Origin of the sequence: Thioalkalivibrio sp. XN8, from assembly GCF_011058255.1 — a bacterium.
Taxonomy (GTDB): domain Bacteria; phylum Pseudomonadota; class Gammaproteobacteria; order Steroidobacterales; family XN24; genus XN24.
In genome coordinates this window covers 54,454-73,711 of record NZ_JAALFH010000011.1, presented here as the reverse complement: position 1 = coordinate 73,711, position 19,258 = coordinate 54,454, and the positions used below count along the sequence as shown (strand labels likewise).

At 64.5% G+C, this 19,258-nt stretch carries 18 protein-coding genes; 6 read left to right on the top strand and 12 right to left on the bottom strand.

Going from position 1 to position 19,258, the window contains the following annotated elements; genetic code table 11:
* Window positions 1-55 precede the first annotated feature (55 nt).
* Window positions 56-1,771, bottom strand: coding sequence for a hypothetical protein (locus tag G6N75_RS01490; protein WP_165346293.1), 1,716 nt, complete (start codon window positions 1,769-1,771; stop codon window positions 56-58).
* A 33-nt stretch (window positions 1,772-1,804) separates the two neighbouring features.
* Window positions 1,805-2,110 (bottom strand): hypothetical protein, encoded by a 306-nt coding sequence (locus G6N75_RS01485; RefSeq protein ID WP_165346292.1) that lies wholly within the window; start codon window positions 2,108-2,110, stop codon window positions 1,805-1,807.
* Between the two features lie 324 nt (window positions 2,111-2,434).
* On the opposite strand from G6N75_RS01485, the gene G6N75_RS01480 reads away from it, so the two are divergent.
* Both G6N75_RS01480 and G6N75_RS01475 read left to right on the top strand, forming a co-directional pair.
* Window positions 2,435-2,644, top strand: coding sequence for a hypothetical protein (locus G6N75_RS01480; RefSeq protein WP_165346291.1), 210 nt, complete (start codon window positions 2,435-2,437; stop codon window positions 2,642-2,644).
* A gap of 498 nt (window positions 2,645-3,142) precedes the next feature.
* Entirely contained in the window at window positions 3,143-4,423 is a 1,281-nt protein-coding gene (locus G6N75_RS01475; protein WP_165346290.1) for a lipopolysaccharide biosynthesis protein, read from the top strand.
* Window positions 4,424-4,565: 142 nt separating this feature from the next.
* Here G6N75_RS01475 and yacG read toward each other — a convergent pair whose 3' ends face one another.
* From yacG to G6N75_RS01430, 9 genes are all read right to left on the bottom strand, one after another.
* Window positions 4,566-4,775 (bottom strand): DNA gyrase inhibitor YacG, encoded by a 210-nt coding sequence (gene yacG, locus G6N75_RS01470; RefSeq protein WP_346765467.1) that lies wholly within the window; start codon window positions 4,773-4,775, stop codon window positions 4,566-4,568.
* On the bottom strand, window positions 4,769-5,572 hold the full coding sequence (zapD, locus tag G6N75_RS01465) for a cell division protein ZapD (RefSeq protein WP_165346288.1): 804 nt from the start codon (window positions 5,570-5,572) through the stop codon (window positions 4,769-4,771). Before zapD ends, yacG begins: the two co-directional genes overlap by 7 nt.
* A gap of 61 nt (window positions 5,573-5,633) precedes the next feature.
* Window positions 5,634-6,293, bottom strand: coding sequence for a dephospho-CoA kinase (gene coaE, locus G6N75_RS01460; protein ID WP_240900869.1), 660 nt, complete (start codon window positions 6,291-6,293; stop codon window positions 5,634-5,636).
* 2 nt (window positions 6,294-6,295) lie between these two features.
* A complete protein-coding gene (locus G6N75_RS01455) occupies window positions 6,296-7,177 on the bottom strand; it encodes an A24 family peptidase (RefSeq protein WP_165346287.1) in 882 nt (293 codons plus the stop codon).
* Window positions 7,178-7,195: 18 nt separating this feature from the next.
* Window positions 7,196-8,407, bottom strand: coding sequence for a type II secretion system F family protein (locus G6N75_RS01450; protein ID WP_165346286.1), 1,212 nt, complete (start codon window positions 8,405-8,407; stop codon window positions 7,196-7,198).
* A 58-nt stretch (window positions 8,408-8,465) separates the two neighbouring features.
* Entirely contained in the window at window positions 8,466-10,187 is a 1,722-nt protein-coding gene (gene pilB / locus G6N75_RS01445) for a type IV-A pilus assembly ATPase PilB (protein WP_165346285.1), read from the bottom strand.
* 233 nt (window positions 10,188-10,420) lie between these two features.
* Window positions 10,421-10,876: a pilin gene (locus tag G6N75_RS01440; protein ID WP_165346284.1), complete on the bottom strand. Its 456-nt coding sequence runs from the start codon at window positions 10,874-10,876 to the stop codon at window positions 10,421-10,423.
* 217 nt (window positions 10,877-11,093) lie between these two features.
* The gene (locus tag G6N75_RS01435) at window positions 11,094-12,494 is read right to left on the bottom strand and encodes a sigma-54 dependent transcriptional regulator (RefSeq protein ID WP_165346283.1); all 1,401 of its coding nucleotides are present in this window, start codon (window positions 12,492-12,494) and stop codon (window positions 11,094-11,096) included.
* Window positions 12,495-14,120 carry an ATP-binding protein gene (locus G6N75_RS01430; RefSeq protein WP_165346282.1) on the bottom strand — a complete coding sequence of 542 codons (1,626 nt, stop codon included), beginning with the start codon at window positions 14,118-14,120 and terminating at the stop codon, window positions 12,495-12,497. It lies immediately after the preceding gene.
* Window positions 14,121-14,224: 104 nt separating this feature from the next.
* Here G6N75_RS01430 and sucC point away from each other — a divergent pair, with 104 nt between their 5' ends.
* From sucC to G6N75_RS01410, 4 genes are all read left to right on the top strand, one after another.
* Window positions 14,225-15,388 (top strand): ADP-forming succinate--CoA ligase subunit beta, encoded by a 1,164-nt coding sequence (sucC, locus tag G6N75_RS01425; protein WP_165346281.1) that lies wholly within the window; start codon window positions 14,225-14,227, stop codon window positions 15,386-15,388.
* Between the two features lie 11 nt (window positions 15,389-15,399).
* The gene (gene sucD, locus G6N75_RS01420; RefSeq protein ID WP_165346280.1) at window positions 15,400-16,269 is read left to right on the top strand and encodes a succinate--CoA ligase subunit alpha; all 870 of its coding nucleotides are present in this window, start codon (window positions 15,400-15,402) and stop codon (window positions 16,267-16,269) included.
* 298 nt (window positions 16,270-16,567) lie between these two features.
* Entirely contained in the window at window positions 16,568-16,780 is a 213-nt protein-coding gene (locus G6N75_RS01415; protein ID WP_165346279.1) for a type II toxin-antitoxin system HicB family antitoxin, read from the top strand.
* 9 nt (window positions 16,781-16,789) lie between these two features.
* Window positions 16,790-18,397: an NAD+ synthase gene (locus tag G6N75_RS01410; RefSeq protein ID WP_165346278.1), complete on the top strand. Its 1,608-nt coding sequence runs from the start codon at window positions 16,790-16,792 to the stop codon at window positions 18,395-18,397.
* 46 nt (window positions 18,398-18,443) lie between these two features.
* On the opposite strand, the gene G6N75_RS01405 is transcribed toward G6N75_RS01410, so the two are convergent.
* Window positions 18,444-19,193: an outer membrane protein assembly factor BamD gene (locus tag G6N75_RS01405; RefSeq protein WP_165346277.1), complete on the bottom strand. Its 750-nt coding sequence runs from the start codon at window positions 19,191-19,193 to the stop codon at window positions 18,444-18,446.
* Window positions 19,194-19,258 lie beyond the last annotated feature (65 nt).

Here is a 19,258-nt window from a genome sequence, read left to right as displayed (position 1 = left end):
GGGCTCTACACTTGGTGGGACCCGCTTGCAGGCTGGCCTAGGCTGTCCCAGAGACTCATGGCGTCGTGGGTCTCGAATCTACGGCGGGCTGGCCGGTTGCGTTGATGCTGTCCAGTGGTTCAACTCGGGGCGCGTCAACAGGTCCGCAACCGTATTTCGTTGAAAAGTACTCAAGACTTATTAATGAATATCGACCCGTCTTGAATACGACTGAAGGGCCCGGGACGTTCGCCAAGACCCGCTGCTGGCCAGCGCTATCCTGCCTCTTCTCCCGGATGCGAGCATCGAACGGAGCGAAATACTCGAGGCTATCACGGCTCTCGCCAAGACTAGCCTGATCCAGCAGAAGGTAATCTGCGCCCCAGCGGCACGAGAGCGTCGAAAGTTGGTAAGGAGAGGTTGCGAAGTAAGCATCAATGAGATCAAACATTCGCGCGCGCATCTCAAGCAAGTGGTACTCATAATTCGGATAGTGGGCCTTCATGTCTACCAATAGTGCTCGTCCAGTAGCGTAAGGTATGAAGCTCGGCATGACCTGGTTCGGCCAAGCAACGATCAGACTATCGGTCGGGATGCCTCTCAGGAAATCCAATACTGCGCGCTCGGAGTTGCCGATGGTGAGCAGGCTGGATACTTGGTGAGTCTTGGCGGCTCCCAACGATGCGAGAAAGATCAAACCTACCGCTGCAGAAGCCGCCATCGGCAATGCTCTGAACTGCTCGCTCCTGAATAAGGTTTGCTGCAGCCCTGCAACAAATAACAGGGGCGTAACGGTAAACAGCGGGTAGAGCGCAAATCGATACGATATGAAAGGTCGCAGGGCCAGTACTGTCACGAACAGTAACAGGCTCGGGATTATGAACAACATAACAGGGAAAAAAATGGAAGGAGAAGATCTCAGCGAGAGGAGCCCAACCGCACTCAATACTCCTGCGCTCAGAAACAGGGCGAGCGCGAGAGGAGCGGGTACGGCCGGGTGAAATTGCCCGAGCGCCATCGAAACTACGTGATCAATCGGCTCAAAGACGCTAGGGGCATATCGACCGTTGGGGCCGTTTTCCGGGAACTCGAGAACGCGTTCGCCCGGCACGAGTAGCGGGCCGTAGCCCTCCAACGGCTGAATTTGATGGGCCACAAGTATCAAGGCAACGATCCCTGTACCGACAAGACAGCATAGGTGTCCCCACGTCATCAGGCCTCCGGCGCCCAGTGCTTTGCGGAGCAACAGGACGTGCCCCGCATACATAAGGCCCATGGCCGGAGCCACGGGCGCGTACAGAAGCCCGGCAAGTATGGTCAGCGCTGCCCCGAAGAGCGGCCGGTCATGAACCAAAGAGACCAACATCCATGCAAGTAACGGAAACGCAAAAGCATGCGGCGTCGCGGAGCTAATCTGTTCGACAAAGGTGACCTGTGCAGCTGCAAATCCGGTAGTAGCGACGGCCGGCAAGATGCCGAGTCGAATTGCCCCGACGCCTATTCCGGACAGGAACAGCAAATAACAACATGCACCCAACCACCTGTGATACTGCTCCAAATCTAGGCCAAGCGTGACCATGGCCTGCGTCAGCCACTTGTACAAGAAAGGTTGGGGGGCACTGTTCAGGAACTCGCCAGAGTAGTCGACCGAACTCAGGCGCGCTGGATCTAGGTGATAGAGGATCCGGAACTCTTCATGAAAATGACTATCTTCGAAGAAAATCTGGAGCCGGAGCACGACCAGCAATAGCAGAGCTAGAAGCAGTAGCAAAGCGACTGTCTTTCTCTTCACATGGCAGTTACCGGGAGCGACTAGAGACATGGCTTATCGAGTTCGGACGTGGCTCGTTTGATTGGTAACGAGGTCTAATTCCGCTTTGATCCTGCGTGAGAAATTCTCGTTGATTCCCCGTGGGTCCTTCTGGTAGCTGTAGTCAAAGTAGCGCATCACCTCCTCCCATCGGGGCGAGCCGTAGAAAGCGTCAATGCCAACCAAGCTCTGCGCCTCAATAGGTTCGGCGAGCGGCATCACCAAGCCGGCATCAAGGTACCCGTTGTAGTCGAACGGCAGGCCATCCAAGCGGTGATCATAGAGAACCGGTCGACCGGCACGTAAGAGATCCGTTGCCACTGTGCTATTCCCGCAAATGGCAAGATCTGTTCGGTGGATGTCACGAGATAGTGGAGCGTCGACAGATACTGTGAATCGTGCGCTGTTGGGAGAGACTCGTTCCATCCTCGGCCTTACGACCTTGACAGGGTGAGGGCGAACGAAAATCCGGGTCCGTGGGAACACGGCGAGCCAACTCCTCAAGATTTCGTTCAGCCGCTCCTCGTTCGAGAGCGCTGTGAGGTAGATGCCAAGGCTGAGTCGGATTGCTCGCTCATTCACTGTTCGCATTCGTTCTGAGGGCGCGTCCGACGACCGAAAAATGATGTCCAAGGCTCTCGGGGAATGAGTCTGGAACATATTCGCAACGGCTTCGCTGGTGACCGCGATAACGTCCGCATGAACAGGGGGCACATACCGATCGCGCCAATTCGCGTTCGCATGATTCGCGAAGAAAACGCGCTTTCCCAGCTGATGTGCGGCGGCAGCCAGCGCGAGGCTTTCTGGCGCGTACTGGCTAGCTACGAATATGGCCTTCGCATGCCCATCCAGTAGCCGCTTGGCTTTCATGTAGTAAGGCAACGTACTAAAAACGCGACACGCTGGCATAAAAGAGTGTCTGCGCTCGATTCTGGTGGCGTAGCGATACAACCTCCGAGAAAAGCCAAGATACTGGATTAGGGCCAGGGCAACAGCGGGTCGAAGCAAGTTTTTTGGTGAAATTAGTATTCTTTCATCGGGAATATCAGCGAGTGTCTCTTGTACAGAGCGCAGCGTCCGTTCTTCGCTCGGATAGGACGCGAAATAGAGCAGCTCCGACTGTCGCTTCTGGGGCCGGGTGATAGCCACGAAGCACGTGAAGCCGTAACAGACAAGCAGAAGACTTCGAACTGGTCGCGGAGAGCGAAGATATAGTCGACTCGCCAAGCGAATGACTCGACTATTCCGGGTGGCGGACTCGAAGACTAGTGCGCGCTCCTTTGAATCGTCCATGGAGCGTACAATGCGGCTGGCCAAGAAAAGAGAATAGCCCATCTCACTCCTGGGGAAAGTATGCGCAGCTTGCTTCTAAGGCTGGCCCGAGGCTCTGCATTCTATACGCTAGCCAACTCCATCGAAGCGATCTCGCCATTCCTCGTGGCCGTTATCGTAACCCGGATTCTGTCGCCATCCGAGTACGGCGCATGGGTGTTGTTCATCGGGCTAGTTACGTTCCTGCGCCCGGTCTTGAACTTGAGCCTGCAGGACGCACTGCGCATGCGGTTCTACGACATGGATGAGCGCGAGTTAGCGAGATTCATATGGTCTTGCTTTTGCCTGACGACTTTCTGCGCGTCCGTTTGTGTCTTGTTCCTGTACTCGATTCGAGAGGAGCTTTCTGGAATGCTGAGCCTGCCCGCGGCGTGGCTACCAGCAGCGGCAGTCACCGCCTATTTTTTTGCGAATTTCTATTTTCTTCTGGCCTATAACCAGTTCGCCCGACAGTCTTCCCATTTTTTGGTTCTCCATGTCGTGCAAACTATGGCCAGTATCAGCGCTATCGCTGCATTCGTTGTCAGCGGATGGGGTTGGGTTGGCATTGCGATCGGCAAGATTTTAGGGCTGGCAATCGGTTGTTGCCTGGGTGTGTTGTGGCTGTCTCGGGAGCTTCCCGTTCGAACAGCTCGTCGCGAGCAACTGGACCTCGCGCATCTTGCGAAGTTCGGCCTGTTGTACTTGCCGGCGGGTATGGGGCTGGTTGCAATTCCGCTCACCGACAGGGTGATTGTTACAAAGGTTCTTGGGCTTGCCGAGAATGGATTCTATGGCGTGGCTGCGCTCTTCGGCATGGCATTGTTCGTTGCCATCAACGGCATCTTGCATGCGTGGACACCCTGGCTATTCAGGAACCTCGCGTTGGGTACGGCGAAACGCCAAGAAATAGCGTTGGTATCGGTGGTCTTCTTGCTGGTGCTTCCGCTGGGCGGGATTGCAGCCCTGTCGTTGTCAGCCTTGATTGCGCCGGTGGTCATTGGTGCTCAATTCGAGTCTGCGTTCCCGTTGATTCCCTGGGCTATCGCTGGTGCTATTTCGATGGGCTATTTCTTTCATGTGCAGACATTTCTGTTGTACAAGAAAGCGGTCTGGGAGATGTCTGCAAGCAGCCTGCTTTGTATCATTGCCAACGGGGTTCTGAGCTACTACGGCGCAAGGTACGCGGGGTTGGCGGGCGTGTTTGCAGCGACCGTGGGAGCATTCCTCGCGTCAACTATGCTTAGTGGCATGCTTGCGTTAGTCAGGTATCGGCGCACGCCCTTCATTGTCGAGGGAAATAGGTCAGAATCTAACCTATGAAGGACCAAGGGCATAAGGAGTTTTGATTTAGGCAAAGTCGGCGTTTGTATCCTTTGTCACGACGTTGGGCTTGGGTGTGAAAGCGTGGTCCACTAGAAAGCGGGATCGAGGTTGTTGTCACGATCCAAGCCCGTCATACAGCCTATCGGTCAGCATGTTCTGAAGTTTCGTCTACAGAAGTCGATTGAGAGTCGTCCGGTTCGCCGGGAATAGTATGCTCCTCGCCGAACCACTGCCCAAGGTCGACCAGCCGGCAGCGCTCGCTGCAGAACGGCCGCCAGCGGGATTCCGGGGTCCACGGCACGAGCTTGCCGCAGTGGGGGCACTCGACCTCGCGCATCGAACTCAGCAGCAGGTCAGCTCGAAGTGCACGTCGCCCTGCACCTGCACCGGGCGCTGCTCAGGGCCCGACCAGGTCAGGAAGCGCACGGTGAAGCGGTGCTGCCCGCCGCTGATCTCGGGGTAGTACTCGACCCCGGCCGGCAGCGAGATACGCACCAGCTGGCAGCCGATCGATCGGTCGATCTGGTACTGGAACATACCGCCGGCCGCGAGCTCCGGCCGCCCGGGGGACGACTCGCGCGTCAGCCAGAGCAACTGTCCGATCGCATCGCACAGCGGCTTGAGGTGGCGGAACCAGGCCTGGAAGTCTGTGTAGCGCTGGTGCTCCGGGAGGCTCAGCCAGTGCTTGAAGTCCGGCAGGTCGAACTCGCAGGTGCCGCCGGGGATGGCGCTGCGGTGGCGGATCGAGGCTAGGAACTCCGAGTTCTTCAGCGGCTGGATGTACTGGGCGCCGCACTGTCCCAGCTGCTCGCGCAGCTGCCCGATCCGGACCAGCAGCGCATCGAGGCGGGCGCGGTCCACGCCGGGGCGGTTGCCGAAGCCGGTCAGCACCGTCGCCTGGCGCTCGAGATCCTTCAGCACCTCGCCGCGCACGTCGCCGCGGCTGACGATGGCAAGGATCTCGATCAGGCTCTGCATCGCGGCGCGGCTGGACCAGGCCGAGGGCTGGCGGGCATGATGCTGCGCCTGGCGGCCGAGGAACTCGATACGCAAAAAGGTGCGCATCCGCTCGGTGAGCGGCTGCTCGTAGACGATCAGGTCCTGCGCTTCCTGGCGGAGCGGGACATTCGCCGCACCTTGGCTCATCGCCAGATTCTGTACGATGCCGGGGGCAACCGCAAACCCCGGCGCGCACGGACCCTGAGCGCTACGGCAGGCGCACGCCCGGCCGGTCCCGGTCGCCGTCGCGGGCGATGTCCCGGTACAGCCCGTCCAGCACCGCCACCGCCGCCTCCAGGCTTTCGCGTGGACCGTCGTTGGTGATCACGTCGTCGGCGGCCGCGAGCCGCTGTTCGCGGGAGGCCTGGGCGGCGAGGATCGAGCGGGCGAGCTCCTCGTCGCTGCCGTCGCGCGCCATTAGCCGCTCGAGCTGCATTTCGGCCGGGCAGTCGACGACCAGCACTCGGTCTACCCAGCCGGCCAGGCCGAACTCCACCAGCAGGGGGGCAACGATGACCTGGTAGAGGCCGTCCGCCGCTTCGACCTGCTGCACCGTTGCGGCGAGGATCAGGGGGTGCAGCAAGGCTTCCAGCTGCCTGCGTGCTGGTTCATCGCGGAACACGCGGGCCCGCAGCGCCGCGCGGTCGAGGCGGCCGTCGGCGTCGAGCACCTCGGGGCCGAAAAGGCGGGTGATCTCCTCCAGCGCCGGCTGCCCCGGTTCCACGACCTGCCGCGCCACCTGGTCGGTGTCGATGACCGGCACGCCGCGTTCGGCGAACAGCCTGGCGACGGTGGACTTGCCGCTGGCGATGCCGCCGGTCAGGCCGATGTGCAGCCGGCCGTCACGAAATGGCGGCGCCTCGATCAACGTTATTTCAGCCCGGCGTAGCCCAGCCAGGCGTCGGCCAGCTGCGGCCCCCACAACAGCGCGATCCAGCCCGCAGCTGCCAGGTAGGGGCCGAAGGGAATCGGGACCTGGCGGTCGCGGCCGAGGAACAGGATCATGGCGATGCCGACCGCGGCGCCTACCACGGCCGAGAGGAGGATGATCAGCGGCAGCATCTGCCAGCCGAGCCAGGCGCCGAGGGCGGCCAGCAACTTGAAGTCGCCGTAGCCCATGCCTTCTTTGCCGGTCGCCAGTTTGAACAGCCAGTACACCGACCAGAGGCTGAGGTAGCCGGCGATGGCGCCGACCACCGCATCCTCGAGCGAGACGAAAGCCTGGTCGCCGGCCAGCAGGTTGAAGGCCAGGCCGGCCCACAACAGCGGCAGGGTCATGCTGTCGGGCAGCAGCTGCTCGTCGAAGTCGATGAAAGTCAGGGCGATGAGTGTGCCGGTCAGGCCGATCGCTGCGGGCGCGGCCAGCGGCCACGGCAGGAGAAAAGCCGTCGCAGCAAACATCAGGCCGGTCAGCAACTCCACGGCCGGGTAGCGTGGCGAGATCCGCCCCCCGCAGCCGGTGCAGCGGCCGCGCAGTATCAGCCAGCTCAACACCGGGATGTTCTCGACGGCGCGGACGGTCCGGCCGCAGCCGGGACAACGCGAACGCGGCGCCACGAGGTCGAAGCGGCCCTCGGGCAGCTCCGGCGCCGGCAACTCCATCTCCGCCGTGCACTGGCTGCGCCATTCCCGGCGCATCATCAGCGGCAGGCGGTAGATCACGACGTTGAGAAAGCTGCCGACCAGCAGCCCGAAAGCCAGGGCAATGCCGGCCAGTGCCAAGGGCGGCAGGGCCGCGAGCGTGTCAACCACGGCCGCGTCCCGCCGGGATCAGACGACCGCGCCGAGCTTGAAGATCGGCAGGTACATGGCGATAACGAGGCCGCCTACCAGTACGCCCAGGATGGCCATGATCATCGGCTCCAGCAGGCTGGACAGGTTGTCCACTGCGTCGTCCACGTCGCGCTCGTAGAAATCGGCAACCTTGCCGCACATCTCGTCCAGCGAGCCCGATTCCTCGCCGACGGCCACCATCTGGATGACCATGTTGGGGAACAACTCGGTCGCCTCCATGGCGCGTTGCAGGCGCTGGCCGGTGGCGACTTCGGTGCGGATCTCCAGCGTGGCCTTCTCGTAGACGATATTGCCGGTCGCGCCCGCGACCGACTCCAGCGCCTCGACCAGAGGCACGCCCGCGGCGAACATCGTGGATAGGGTGCGGGTGAAGCGGGCAATCGAGGCCTTGCGGATGATGTCGCCGACCACCGGCACTTTGAGGATCAGTCTGTCTAGAAAGTGGTTGAACGGCCGGGAGCGCTTCTTGAAATACATGAAGATTGAGACGGCGGCGACCAGGGCCACAACGATAAAGAAGCCGTTCGTCCGCACGAATACCGAGATGCCGATGACGAACTTGGTGAAGGCTGGCAGGTCCGCACCAAAGTTCTGGAAGATTCCCTCGAACTGTGGGATCACAAAGATCAGCAGGATGGCCGTGACGATGAACGCGACCACAAGCACTGCGGCTGGGTAGGTCAGGGCTTTTTTGATCTTTTTCTTGATCGCCTCCGTCTTCTCTTTGTAGGTGGCGATCTTGTCGAGCAGTGTCTCGAGCGCCCCGGACTGTTCGCCCGAGTTCACTAGGTTGACGAACAAGTCGTCGAAGTACAACGGATGCTTGGCCAACGCATCGGCCAGCGTGGTGCCGCTCTCGATATCGGTCTTGATCGCGGTGAGCAGCTTCTGCATCGAGGGGTTTTCGTGACCGGCGGATACGATATCGAAGGCCTGCACCAGCGGTATGCCAGCCTGCATCATGGTGGCAAGCTGGCGGCTGAAAAGCGCAATGTCCTCCGTGGTAATGCGAGCACGCGGTTGGAATAGCGTGCTCTTGCGTCGAATCTGTGTCGGCACAAGACCCTGACGGCGCAGGGTCGCCCGAACTGCCGCTTCATTGACAGCCACGAGGGTGCCTTTCAACAGCGTGCCTTTCTGGTCCTTGCCCTGCCAGGCGAAGGGATACTGCTTGGCGGCTTCAGCCATGGCGTCCTACTCGTCCTGCGTTTGACTTAATTGCCGGTCCAATGTAGCCGGGTCCGCGTCAGTCGATTGTGACGCGGTTCACTTCCTCGAGACTCGTGATGCCGTTCTTGACCTTGATCAAGCCGGCGCGGCGCAGGTCCCAGACGCCTTCTTTCTCGGCCTGCGTCGCGATCTGCAAGGAATTGCCGCCTTCCATGATGATGCGGCCGATGGTCTCGGAGACCGGCATGACCTGGAAGATGCCGGCGCGGCCCTTGTAACCGTCGTTGCACTTGCCGCAGCCCACCGGGGCATAGATGGTGACGCCTTCCTCGACCTCGGCCTCGCTGAAGCCCTCGCGCAACAGGGCTTCCTTGGGAATCTCCCGCGGTTCCTTGCAGTTGTCGCACAGCCGCCGCGCCAGGCGCTGGGCGATGATCAGGCTGACGGACGAGGCGATGGCGTAGGGCGCGACGCCCATGTCCACCATGCGGCTGAGCGTCTTGGGCGCGTCGTTGGTATGCAGCGTGGACAGCACCAGGTGGCCGGTCTGCGCGGCCTTGATGGCGATCTCCGCCGTCTCGAGGTCGCGGATCTCGCCCACCATGATGATGTCCGGGTCCTGGCGCAGGAAGGCACGCAGCGCCGAGGCGAAGGTCAGTCCGACTTTCGGGTTGACGTTGACCTGGTTGACGCCGGGGAGGTTGATTTCCGCCGGGTCCTCGGCGGTCGAGATGTTGCGATCCTCGGTGTTGAGGATATTCAGGCCGGTGTACAGCGACACGGTCTTGCCGCTGCCGGTCGGGCCCGTGACCAGGATCATGCCGTAGGGCTTGGACAGGGCGTCCATGTAGAGCTGCTTCTGGAAGTCCTCGTAGCCCAGGGCGTCGATGCCGAGCTTGGCCTGGCTGGGATCGAGGATACGCAGCACGACCTTTTCGCCGTACAGCGTTGGCAGGGTGTTGACGCGGAAGTCGATGGCCCGGTTGGCGGACAGTTTCAGCTTGATACGTCCGTCCTGCGGGATGCGACGCTCGGCGATGTCCATGCGGGACATGACCTTGATGCGCGCCGTAACCTTGTTGGCCAGGCCGACTGGCGGCCGAGCCACTTCTTTCAGCACCCCGTCGAGGCGCGTGCGGACGCGATAGAACTTCTCGTAGGGCTCGAAGTGGATGTCCGAGGCGCCCTTGTGAATGGCGTCGAGCAGGATCTTGTTGACGAAGCGCACGATCGGTGCGTCATCGATCTCGTCCCGGGTGAGGTTGCCTGCGTCATCGCCATGCTCCGCCGCGACGTCGACGTTCTCGAGGTCGAGGTCGTCGCCCCCGAGGCTGTCAAGCGTGGTGTCCAGCGCCTCGGACAAGCGGGCGATCACGGCGTCGAGCTTGTTTTCCTCGACGACGATGGCCTCGATGCTCATCCCGGTGGCGAACTTGATCTCGTCGATGGCCTGCAGCCGGGTCGGGTCGGAGACACCGACGAACACCCGGCGCCCGCGCCTGAACAGCGGCAGCACCCGGTGCTTCTGCATCAGGCGCTCGTCGATCAAGCGGGCGGTGTCGAGGTCTATCTCGATGGCGTCGAGATCCAGGACCGGGACGCCGAACTCGTGGCAGGCCGCGCCGGCGATGTCGCGGGCGTCGGCCAGGTTCTTCTCCACCAGGTAGGTGACGATCGAGGCGCTGGCGGTCTTCTGCGCCTCGGCCTCGGCCTCGACCGCGATCGATTCGTTGATGACCCCTTCCTGCACCAGGCGCCTGGGCAGGCCGGAGAGCCGGGGTTGGACGTTCGCTGCCATTCTTTTGTCGGGCCGGGGTCCTGTGGGGGCGAGATTGAACAGTGTCCCGCCGGGCGAGCCAGGCGGCTGCCGATTGGTTCACATAATCACCCGGAGTCTAACGCAAGCCGGGCTGATCGACCAATATAAAAAAGGGCACCGCCGGTATGGCGGTGCCCTTAGAACGAAGAGGAATTAGGAAAGCCGGATGTGCTTGTTCTAAAAACCCTAATCGTTAAGTTAAGCGCGAAGGCTTAGGTACCGGCGGCACCACGGCAGTTGGCCGGAACATGCTTTGCTTCGCCAGCGCTCAGGCTGCATGCCCACGTAATGGGGTCTTCCGGGTTGGCCTGCGTCGGAGTCAACAGGATTACCGGTTCGGTAGAGGCGCCCGTTCCGTCAGAGCCACCCATGGTAACGGTGATCACGCCGGTAGCATCGGTAATGGCAATGCTATCAACGTAACGCGTACCAGCGGCTGGGAACGTGTAGCCGGTATTGGCCGCAGTCACGTTGGCGAGGCCACCGAGTGAAGATGCGGTCTCGGCGACGGCGCTACGCGCTTCAGAAGCAAGCGAGATGCCCTCGCTAACCTTCGAACGGATCGTGTAGTCCTGGTAGGCCGGCAGCGCGATGGCCGCCAGAATGCCGATAATCGCAACCACGATCATCAGTTCGATAAGGGTAAAGCCCTTCTGCTGCTTATGCATTTGAATACTCCCTTGGAGTGGTAAGAAAACCGATCGCGGAATACACCGCACGTGCCGAAGAATAAGCAAGCGCCGTGCCAACCCGGCTCAGCCTCATCCAAGCAATTGTTTTCTTTGAGAATGCCGCAAGGCGGGCCGGACATGGCGCCGAGAACGTGACGGCCGCTAACTGCGCTCCAGCGTCACAAACTGACGCGACACGTCAGTTTTGGTCAGCTCACTCGATGCCGAGCTTCTTGATCCGGTAGCGCAGGGCGCGGAAGCTGATCCCCAGCAGCCGGGCGGCCTGGGTCTTGTTGTAGCGGGTCTGCTCGAGCGCCTTGACGATGGCGGCGCGCTCGATGTCCTCGATCTTGATGTCGAGGCTGGTGTCCTCAGGATTGATGTAGGACTCCGCCGGCACGGCCCGGGCGGGCGGGGGAATGATCTCGGCTTCCGCGTCGGGAGGCCCGGCAGCCGGCCCGCGCAGCTGGATGTCGTCGGCCTCGATGCGTCCTCCCTCGCACAGCGCCAGGGCTCGCTCCAGGGTGTTCTCCAGCTCACGGACGTTGCCGGGAAAGCGATGCTTCTCCAGCACCCGGCAGGCCTCGCGGGTCAGCTCAGGCTTGGCCACTTCGTTGCGGGCAGCCAGCCGGCCCAGCAGGTAATCGGCCAGCTCGAGGACGTCGTCGCCGCGCTCGCGCAGCGGCGGCACCCGCAGCTCGATGACGTTGATGCGGTAATACAAATCCTCGCGGAAGCGGCCGTCGGCCACCAGCTTGCCGAGGTCCTGGTGGGTGGCCGAAAGAAAACGCACGTCGACCGGGACCTCGCGGGTGTCGCCGACGGGGCGCACCGTGCGCTCCTGGATGACGCGCAGCAGCTTGACCTGGGTCGCCAGCGGCAGGTCGGCGATCTCGTCGAGCAGCACGGTGCCGCCCTCGGCGGAGCGGATCAGGCCTTCCTTGTCCGCCGCAGCGCCGGTGAAGCTGCCCTTGGCGTGGCCGAACAGCTCGGACTCCACCAGCTCGGCCGGGATGGCGCCGCAGTTGACCGGGACGAAGGGCTGGCCGGCGCGCGCGCCGGACTCGTGGATCAGCCGGGCGACCAGCTCCTTGCCGGTGCCGGACTCGCCGACGATGTGCACCGGCGCCTGGCTGCGGGCGACCTTGGCGATCATGGACCGCACCTGGTCCATGGCCGGGGAGCTGCCGAGCAGCAGCGGGCCGTCGCCGTGGGTAATGGTCTCGACCAGCTCGGCCTCGTCCATCTTGCGCAGCTTCAGCGCCGTGGCCACCAGCTTGCGCAGGTCCTTGACCTTCACCGGCTTCGACACGAAGTCGTAGGCGCCGAGCTTGAGGGCGCGCACGGCGGTCTCGACGTTGCCGTGGGCGGTGATCACGGCCACCGGCACGGTGGGCGCGTTGCGCTGCATCCACTGCACCAGCTCGAGGCCGTCGCCGTCGGGCAGCCGCATGTCGGTGAGGCAGAAATCGTGCCCGTCGGCCAGCAGCTTGCGCCGGGCCTCGGCCAGGTCGGCGGCCGTGTCGGGCCGGATGTCCATGCCCTCGAGCGTCATGGAGAGCAGCTCGCGGATGTCCGGCTCGTCGTCGACGATGAGGACGGTGGGCTGGCTCACTCAGGTCCTCCAGCGCTTGGGGTCGGCGAAGATAATACGAAAAATGGCGCCGCCGTCGGTACGGGGTTCATACATCAGGCTCGCTCGGTTGACCTCGCACAGCTCCCGCGAGATGAACAGGCCGAGCCCCGCGCCGGCGCGCTGGGCGGCGTCAGATCCGGCGCGGAAGAAGGGCTCGAAGACCTGCTCGGCCAGCTCGGGCGGGATGCCGGGACCGCGGTCGCGCACCTCGAGAAAGGGCCGGTTGGTGCCGCTGCGGCGGCCGATGGCGAGCTCGACCCGCGGCTCGCCGCCGGCGGGCGTGCCGTAGCGCACCGCGTTGTCGCACAGGTTGGCGACCACCTGGTAGAGGTGGCTCGGGTCCATGCGGACCTCGAGCGGGGCGTCGTTGATCGACAGGTCCAGGGCGGACGCGGGCAGCTCCGAGGACGCGATGTACTCCTCCAGGAACTGCTTGGCCCAGGCGACCAGGTCCACTCGCTGGGGGTTGAGCCGCTCCCGCCGCGACAGCTGCAGCACGTTCTCCACGATGTCGCTGACGCGGCCGGCGTTGTTCTCGATGATGGTCGCCAGCCGCTGCTGGCTGTCCTGCAGGTTGTCGGCTTCGCCGAGGAGCTGGGCGGCATGGCTGAGCGCCCCGACCGGGTTGCGGATCTCGTGGGCGATGCTGGCCGAGAGCCGCCCGAGCGCCGCCAGCTTGGCCTGCTGGGCGCGCTCGGACAGGATCGCCGTGTCCTCGAGGAAGATCAGCAGGGCGCCGCTCTTGGGCCGGCCGATCGGCGCGAAGTACGGCGCGATCTGGGTGGCGCCGTCGGCCGAGGTGAACGGCGGGGGCGGGTCGCTGCTGCCGTGCTCGCGCCACTGCCGGACGGCCTGGTGCAGGCGTTCGGAGGCCTCCCGCACCGGCCGGCCGCGCCAGCCCGGGGTAAGGCCGAGGTACTTGGCGGCGGCCTCGTTCATCAGCCGGATGCGGTCGTCGGCATCCAGCACCACGATGCTCTCGCGCAGGTTCTGGACGATGTACTCGTTGAGCTGGTTGACGTTCTCCAGGTCCACCCCGCGCTGGCGGGCCAGGGCCTCGCTCTCGGCGAAGCGGCGCGCGAAGGGCCACGCGAACAGGGCCACGACCATCAGCAGCCCGCCGAACAGGCCCGAGGCCGTGCTGTCGCCCACGTCGGCGACGCCCCGGGCCAGGCCGAGGACGTGGATGCCGAGCACGCTGAGGGCCGCCAGCGCGGCGAAGGCCAGGCCCCACAGGCGGGAGCTGATGAGCGCGAGGGCTGCGACCGAGATGATCAGCAGGTTGGCGATGCCGCTGCCGAGCCCGCCGCTGGCCCAGGTCAGCAGCGAGATCGCGGCGATATCGAACAGCCCCTGGGCCAGGGCCTGGCCCGGCAGCGAAGGCCAGTGCTGGTTGACCGCAAAGTCATTGACCGCCGCCCAGACGAAGGCGCCGAGGACGGTGGCGAGGAACAGCTCGGGGTGCGCTTCGCCCACCAGCCGCGGGCTGGTGGGGTAGATCAGCATGGCGAACAGCAGCGCCGCATAGAGCATGCGGTAGGCGTTGAGCAGCCGGAGGGTGCGCCAGGCGAACTCCGGGGCCATGACTTCGGGGCGGGGCTTCATGCGGTGCTTGTCTTGTCCCGGGCTTGGCGCGACGCGGACCGATGGGGGAGAATAACCAGCTTTCGGCCCGGCCCGAAACCCTTTCCCACCGGAGTCCCCGCGGCATGAACCTCCACGAGTACCAAGCCAAGCAGCTTTTCGCCGAGTACGGCATCCCCGTTTCGCGCGGCATTCCGGCCCGCAACGCCGAGGACGCGGCCCGCGCGGCCGACGACATCGGCGGCAGCACCTGGGTGGTCAAGGCCCAGGTCCACGCCGGCGGCCGCGGCAAGGCCGGCGGCGTGAAGGTGGTGGATACGCCGGACAAGGTGCGCGCTGCTGCGGCGAAGATGCTGGGCGAGCGCCTGGTGACCCACCAGACCGGCCCCGAGGGCCTGCCGATCAACATCGTCTACGTCGAGGCCGGCTCCTCCATCGAGCGCGAGCTCTATCTCAGCCTCCTGGTGGACCGCTCGTGCGAGCGCATCGTGGTCATGGCCTCGGCCGCCGGCGGCATGGACATCGAGGAAGTCGCGGCCAAGACCCCGGAAAAGATCGTCACCGTCGCGGTCCACCCGGCCGCCGGGCTGCAGCCCTACCAGGCGCGCCAGGTGGCTTTCGCGCTGGAGCTCACCGGCGAGCAGGTGGGCCAGTTCACCAAGCTGCTGCAGAGCCTCTACCAGCTGTTCGTCGAGCGCGACTGCGCGCTGCTCGAAGTGAACCCGCTGATCGTCAACGGCGAGGGCAAGCTGCATGCCCTGGACGCCAAGATCGGCATCGAGTCCAACGCGCTGTTCCGCCAGTCGCGGCTGATGGAGTGGCGCGACCCCTCGCAGGAAGACGAGATGGAGAACCGCGCCTCCGCGCACGGCCTCAACTACGTCTCCCTGGACGGCGAGATCGCCTGCATGGTGAACGGCGCCGGCCTGGCCATGGCCACCATGGACCTGATCAAGCTGCACGGCGGCGCGCCGGCCAACTTCCTCGACGTCGGCGGCGGCGCCACGGCCGAGCGGGTGGCCGAGGCCTTCAAGCTCATCCTCTCCAACGCCAACGTGAAAGCCATCCTGGTGAACATCTTCGGCGGCATCGTGCGCTGCGACCTGATCGCCGAGGGCATCATCCAGGCGGTCAAGGAAGTGGGCGTCGAGGTGCCGGTGGTGGTGCGCCTTGAGGGCACCAACGTGGAGCGCGGGCGCGAGCTGCTCGAGCAGAGCGACGTGGACATCATCGCCGCCGAAGACCTGACCGACGCGGCCAAGAAGGCCGTGGCGGCCGCCGGCCAGTAAGGGACCCCGACATGAGCATCCTCGTAAACAGCGACAGCAAGGTCATCTGCCAGGGCTTCACCGGCCGCCAGGGCACTTTCCACTCCGAGCAGTGCATCGAGTACGGCACCCGGATGGTCGGCGGGGTGACCCCCGGCCGCGGCGGCGAGGTCCACCTCGGCCTGCCGGTGTTCAACACCGTGCACGACGCCGTCAACGAGACCGGCGCCGACGTCAGCATGATCTACGTCCCGGCGCCCTATGCCGCGGACGCGATCCTCGAGGCCGCCGACGCCGGCATCAAGCTGGTGGTGTGCATCACCGAGGGCATCCCGGTGCTCGACATGGTGAAGGTCAAGGCCGCGCTGAAGGACTACGACTGCCGCCTGATCGGCCCCAACTGCCCGGGCATCATCACACCGGGCGAGGCCAAGATCGGCATCATGCCCGGCTTCATCCACCAGCCCGGCAAGGTCGGCATCGTGTCGCGCTCCGGCACCCTCACCTACGAGGCCGTGTACCAGACCACGAAAAATGGCCTCGGCCAGTCGACCTGCGTCGGCATCGGCGGCGACCCGGTGCGGGGCATGGATTTCATCGACTGCCTCGAGCTGTTCGAGCGCGACGAGCACACCGAGGGCGTGCTGATGGTCGGCGAGATCGGCGGCAGCGACGAGGAGGCCGCGGCCGAGTTCATCGCCCGGCGCATGACCAAGCCCGTGGTGGCCTACATCGCCGGCGTCACCGCGCCGCCGGGCAAGCGCATGGGCCACGCCGGCGCCATCGTGTCGGGCGGCAAGGGTACGGCGGACGAGAAGTTCAAGGCCCTGGATGCCGCGGGCGTGACCACCGTGCGCTCGCCGGCGGAGCTGGGCAGCGCCATTTTGGCCCGACTCTCCTAGAAAGCGGGCCGGTCCAGATCCTGAGGAGTCTCGCAGTGTGCCTTCGTGAACCGAAGGCACCGGCACACTTACTGGCGCGTCGTGGGCGGCCGATCGGATGCGAACGTTGCGTTCACCGATTTGCTAAGCTTGCTCGAACTTTTGGGTTTCTGCTCGAGAGTGCGTGGATCGCACCATATCCTCTGGCGGGACGATCTCGAGGAGATCATCAACCTCCGGCCCAGGGGCGCGAATGCGAAGCCTTACCAGGTCAGGCAGGTCAGACTGCTGTTACTCAAGTACCGCATTGGGCCGGGCGATGAATAAGCGTTACGACATTGTCATCTCGTGGAGCGAGGCCGATGACTGCTTTGTCGCCGAGGTGCCTGATCTCCCCGGCTGCATGGCCGACGGCAGCAGTTACCAGGAGGCTGCGGCGAATGCCGAAACCGCGATCCGGGAGTGGATCGAACTGGCGACCGAGCTGGGGCGCGCCATTCCTGAGCCGCGCCCGCGCCCTCATTACGCCTGAACCCACCTGATGCGGATCGCCATCGCCCAGCTCAATCCGGTCGTCGGCGACGTCGAGGCGAACGTCACCCGCATGCTGGAGATGTGCCGGCGGGCGCACGACGCGCTGCGGGCCGACCTGGTGATCTTTCCCGAGCTGGCGTTGTGCGGTTACCCGCCCGAGGACCTGCTGCTGCATCGCGGGTTCCGGCGCGACGTGGCCGATGCGCTGGCCCGGCTCGAGCAGAGCCTCAACGGCATGTCGGTGCTGGTCGGCTACCCGGAGTACGCCGGCGAGACCCTCTACAACAGCGCGGCCCTGCTGCGGCCGGGCGAGCCGCGGCTGGTCTATCGCAAGCAGCACCTGCCCAACTACGGCGTGTTCGACGAGAAACGCTACTTCGAGGCGGGCACGGAATGCTGCGTGGTGGAGATGCACGGCGTGAAGCTCGGCCTCACCATCTGCGAGGACCTGTGGGCGCCGGGCGTGGCGCAGGCCACGGCCGCGGCCGGGGCGGAAGTCCTGCTTTCCATCAACGGCTCACCCTTCGACACCAGCAAGGTGGCCCGCCGCGAGGCCGAGCTGCGGCTGCGGATCGAGGAAGCCGGCCTGCCGGTCATCTACGCCAACCTGGTGGGCGGCCAGGACGAGCTGGTGTTCGACGGCGGCTCGATGGCGCTGGACGCGGCCGGGGAGCTGGTTTACCGGGCGCCGTTTTTCGCCGAGGCGCTGGAGCTGCTCGAGGTGGCGCCGGGCGGCCGGCTCGTGCCGGGTCACGTCAACCCGGCGCCGGAGCTGGTCGAAGGCGTCTACCGGGCCTTGGAGCTGGGCGTCGCGGACTACGTCAACAAGCACCATTTCCCCGGCGTGGTGCTGGGGCTTTCCGGCGGCGTAGATTCAGCGCTGACGCTGGCGATCGCCGTCGACGCGCTGGGGCCCGAGCGCGTGCGGGCGGTGATGATGCCCTCGCGCTACACCTCCGACATGAGTCGCGAGGACGCCGAGGCCATGGCCCGCACGCTCGGCGTGCAGTACGACGTGGTGTCGATCGAGCCGATCTTCGAGGGCGCGCGCGAAACGCTGGCCGGGGTTTTCGCCGGCATGCCCGAGGACGTCACCGAGGAGAACATCCAGGCGCGCTGCCGCGGCATGATCCTGATGGCGATGTCCAACAAGTTCGGCGACATGCTGCTGACCACCGGCAACAAGAGCGAAATGGCGGTCGGCTACGCCACCCTCTACGGCGACATGGCCGGCGGCTTCGCGCCGCTGAAGGACTGCAGCAAGACCCTGGTCTACCGCCTCTCGCGGTACCGCAACGCGCGCTCCGAGGTGATCCCGCCGCGGGTCATCGAGCGCGAGCCGTCCGCCGAGCTGCGGCCCGACCAGAAGGACACCGACGCGCTGCCGCCCTACGAGGTGCTCGATCCCATTCTCGAGGCTTTCATCGAGGAAGACTGCTCGGTGGACCAGATCGTCGAGCGCGGCTACGACCGCAAGGTGGTCGGCCGGATTCTCGGCATGGTGAAGCGCAACGAGTACAAGCGCCGCCAGGCGCCGCCGGGCATCCGCATCAGCCGCCGCGCCTTCGGCCGCGACTGGCGTTATCCCATTACCTCGGGTTTCGCCGCGAGGTAGCTAGGGACCGGTCCTGGGGACTGTCCCCGGGACAGTCCCCACCGAGCTACCGCGACCGGTTGGCCTCGAGGATGCGCCGCGTGTCGGCGGCGAGTTCGTCCAGCCCCAGGTTGTCGTAGGCCGTAGCCATGATCTCCAGCGCCGGGATGACGGCCGGCGTCTCCTGGAACGTCTCCACCACGTGCCTGGCGCGGTTGATGGCGGCCACGTGCGCGCTGCGGTCGAGGTAGAACTGCGCCACCGTCACCTCGTGGGCCGCGAGGCGGTTGCGCAGGTAGATCATGCGCTGGCGGGCGTCCTCGGCATAGACGCTGTCGGGATGCTGCTGCAGCAGCTGCTGGAAGGTGTTGAAAGCGTCCTGCATGCTGCCCGTCGGGCGCTTGTTCATGTCCACCCGGAACAGCCGCTCGAGCGGCCCCGGGTCCCGGGGGAAGCGTGCCAGCCCCTTCATGTACAGCGCGTAATCGACCCGCGGATGGGTCGGATTCTCGAGCATGAAGCGGTCGGCCGCCGCCACCACCGAGTCGGGCTGGTCGTTTTGCAGGTAGACGTACATCAGCTCCAGCTGGGCCTGCCGGGCCTCCTCGCTGAAGGGATAGACCGCAGTGAGGTTCTCGAAGGCGCCGATCGCCGCCACGTAGTTGCCGCCCTCGACGGCCTTCTGGCCCAGGGCGTAGATCCGCTCGGCGTTGTCGGCCGGGTCGATGTCTTCCTCGTCGTCGCCGCCGAACAGGGCGCAGCCCGGCGCGGTGGGCAGGGCGAGGAGCAGCAGCAGGAGGGCGGGGAGTCGGTTCATGTCGCTTTGGAACGTGAGACGAGGGTGGGCAAGTATACCGGAGATGCCCGTGGGGACTGTCCCCA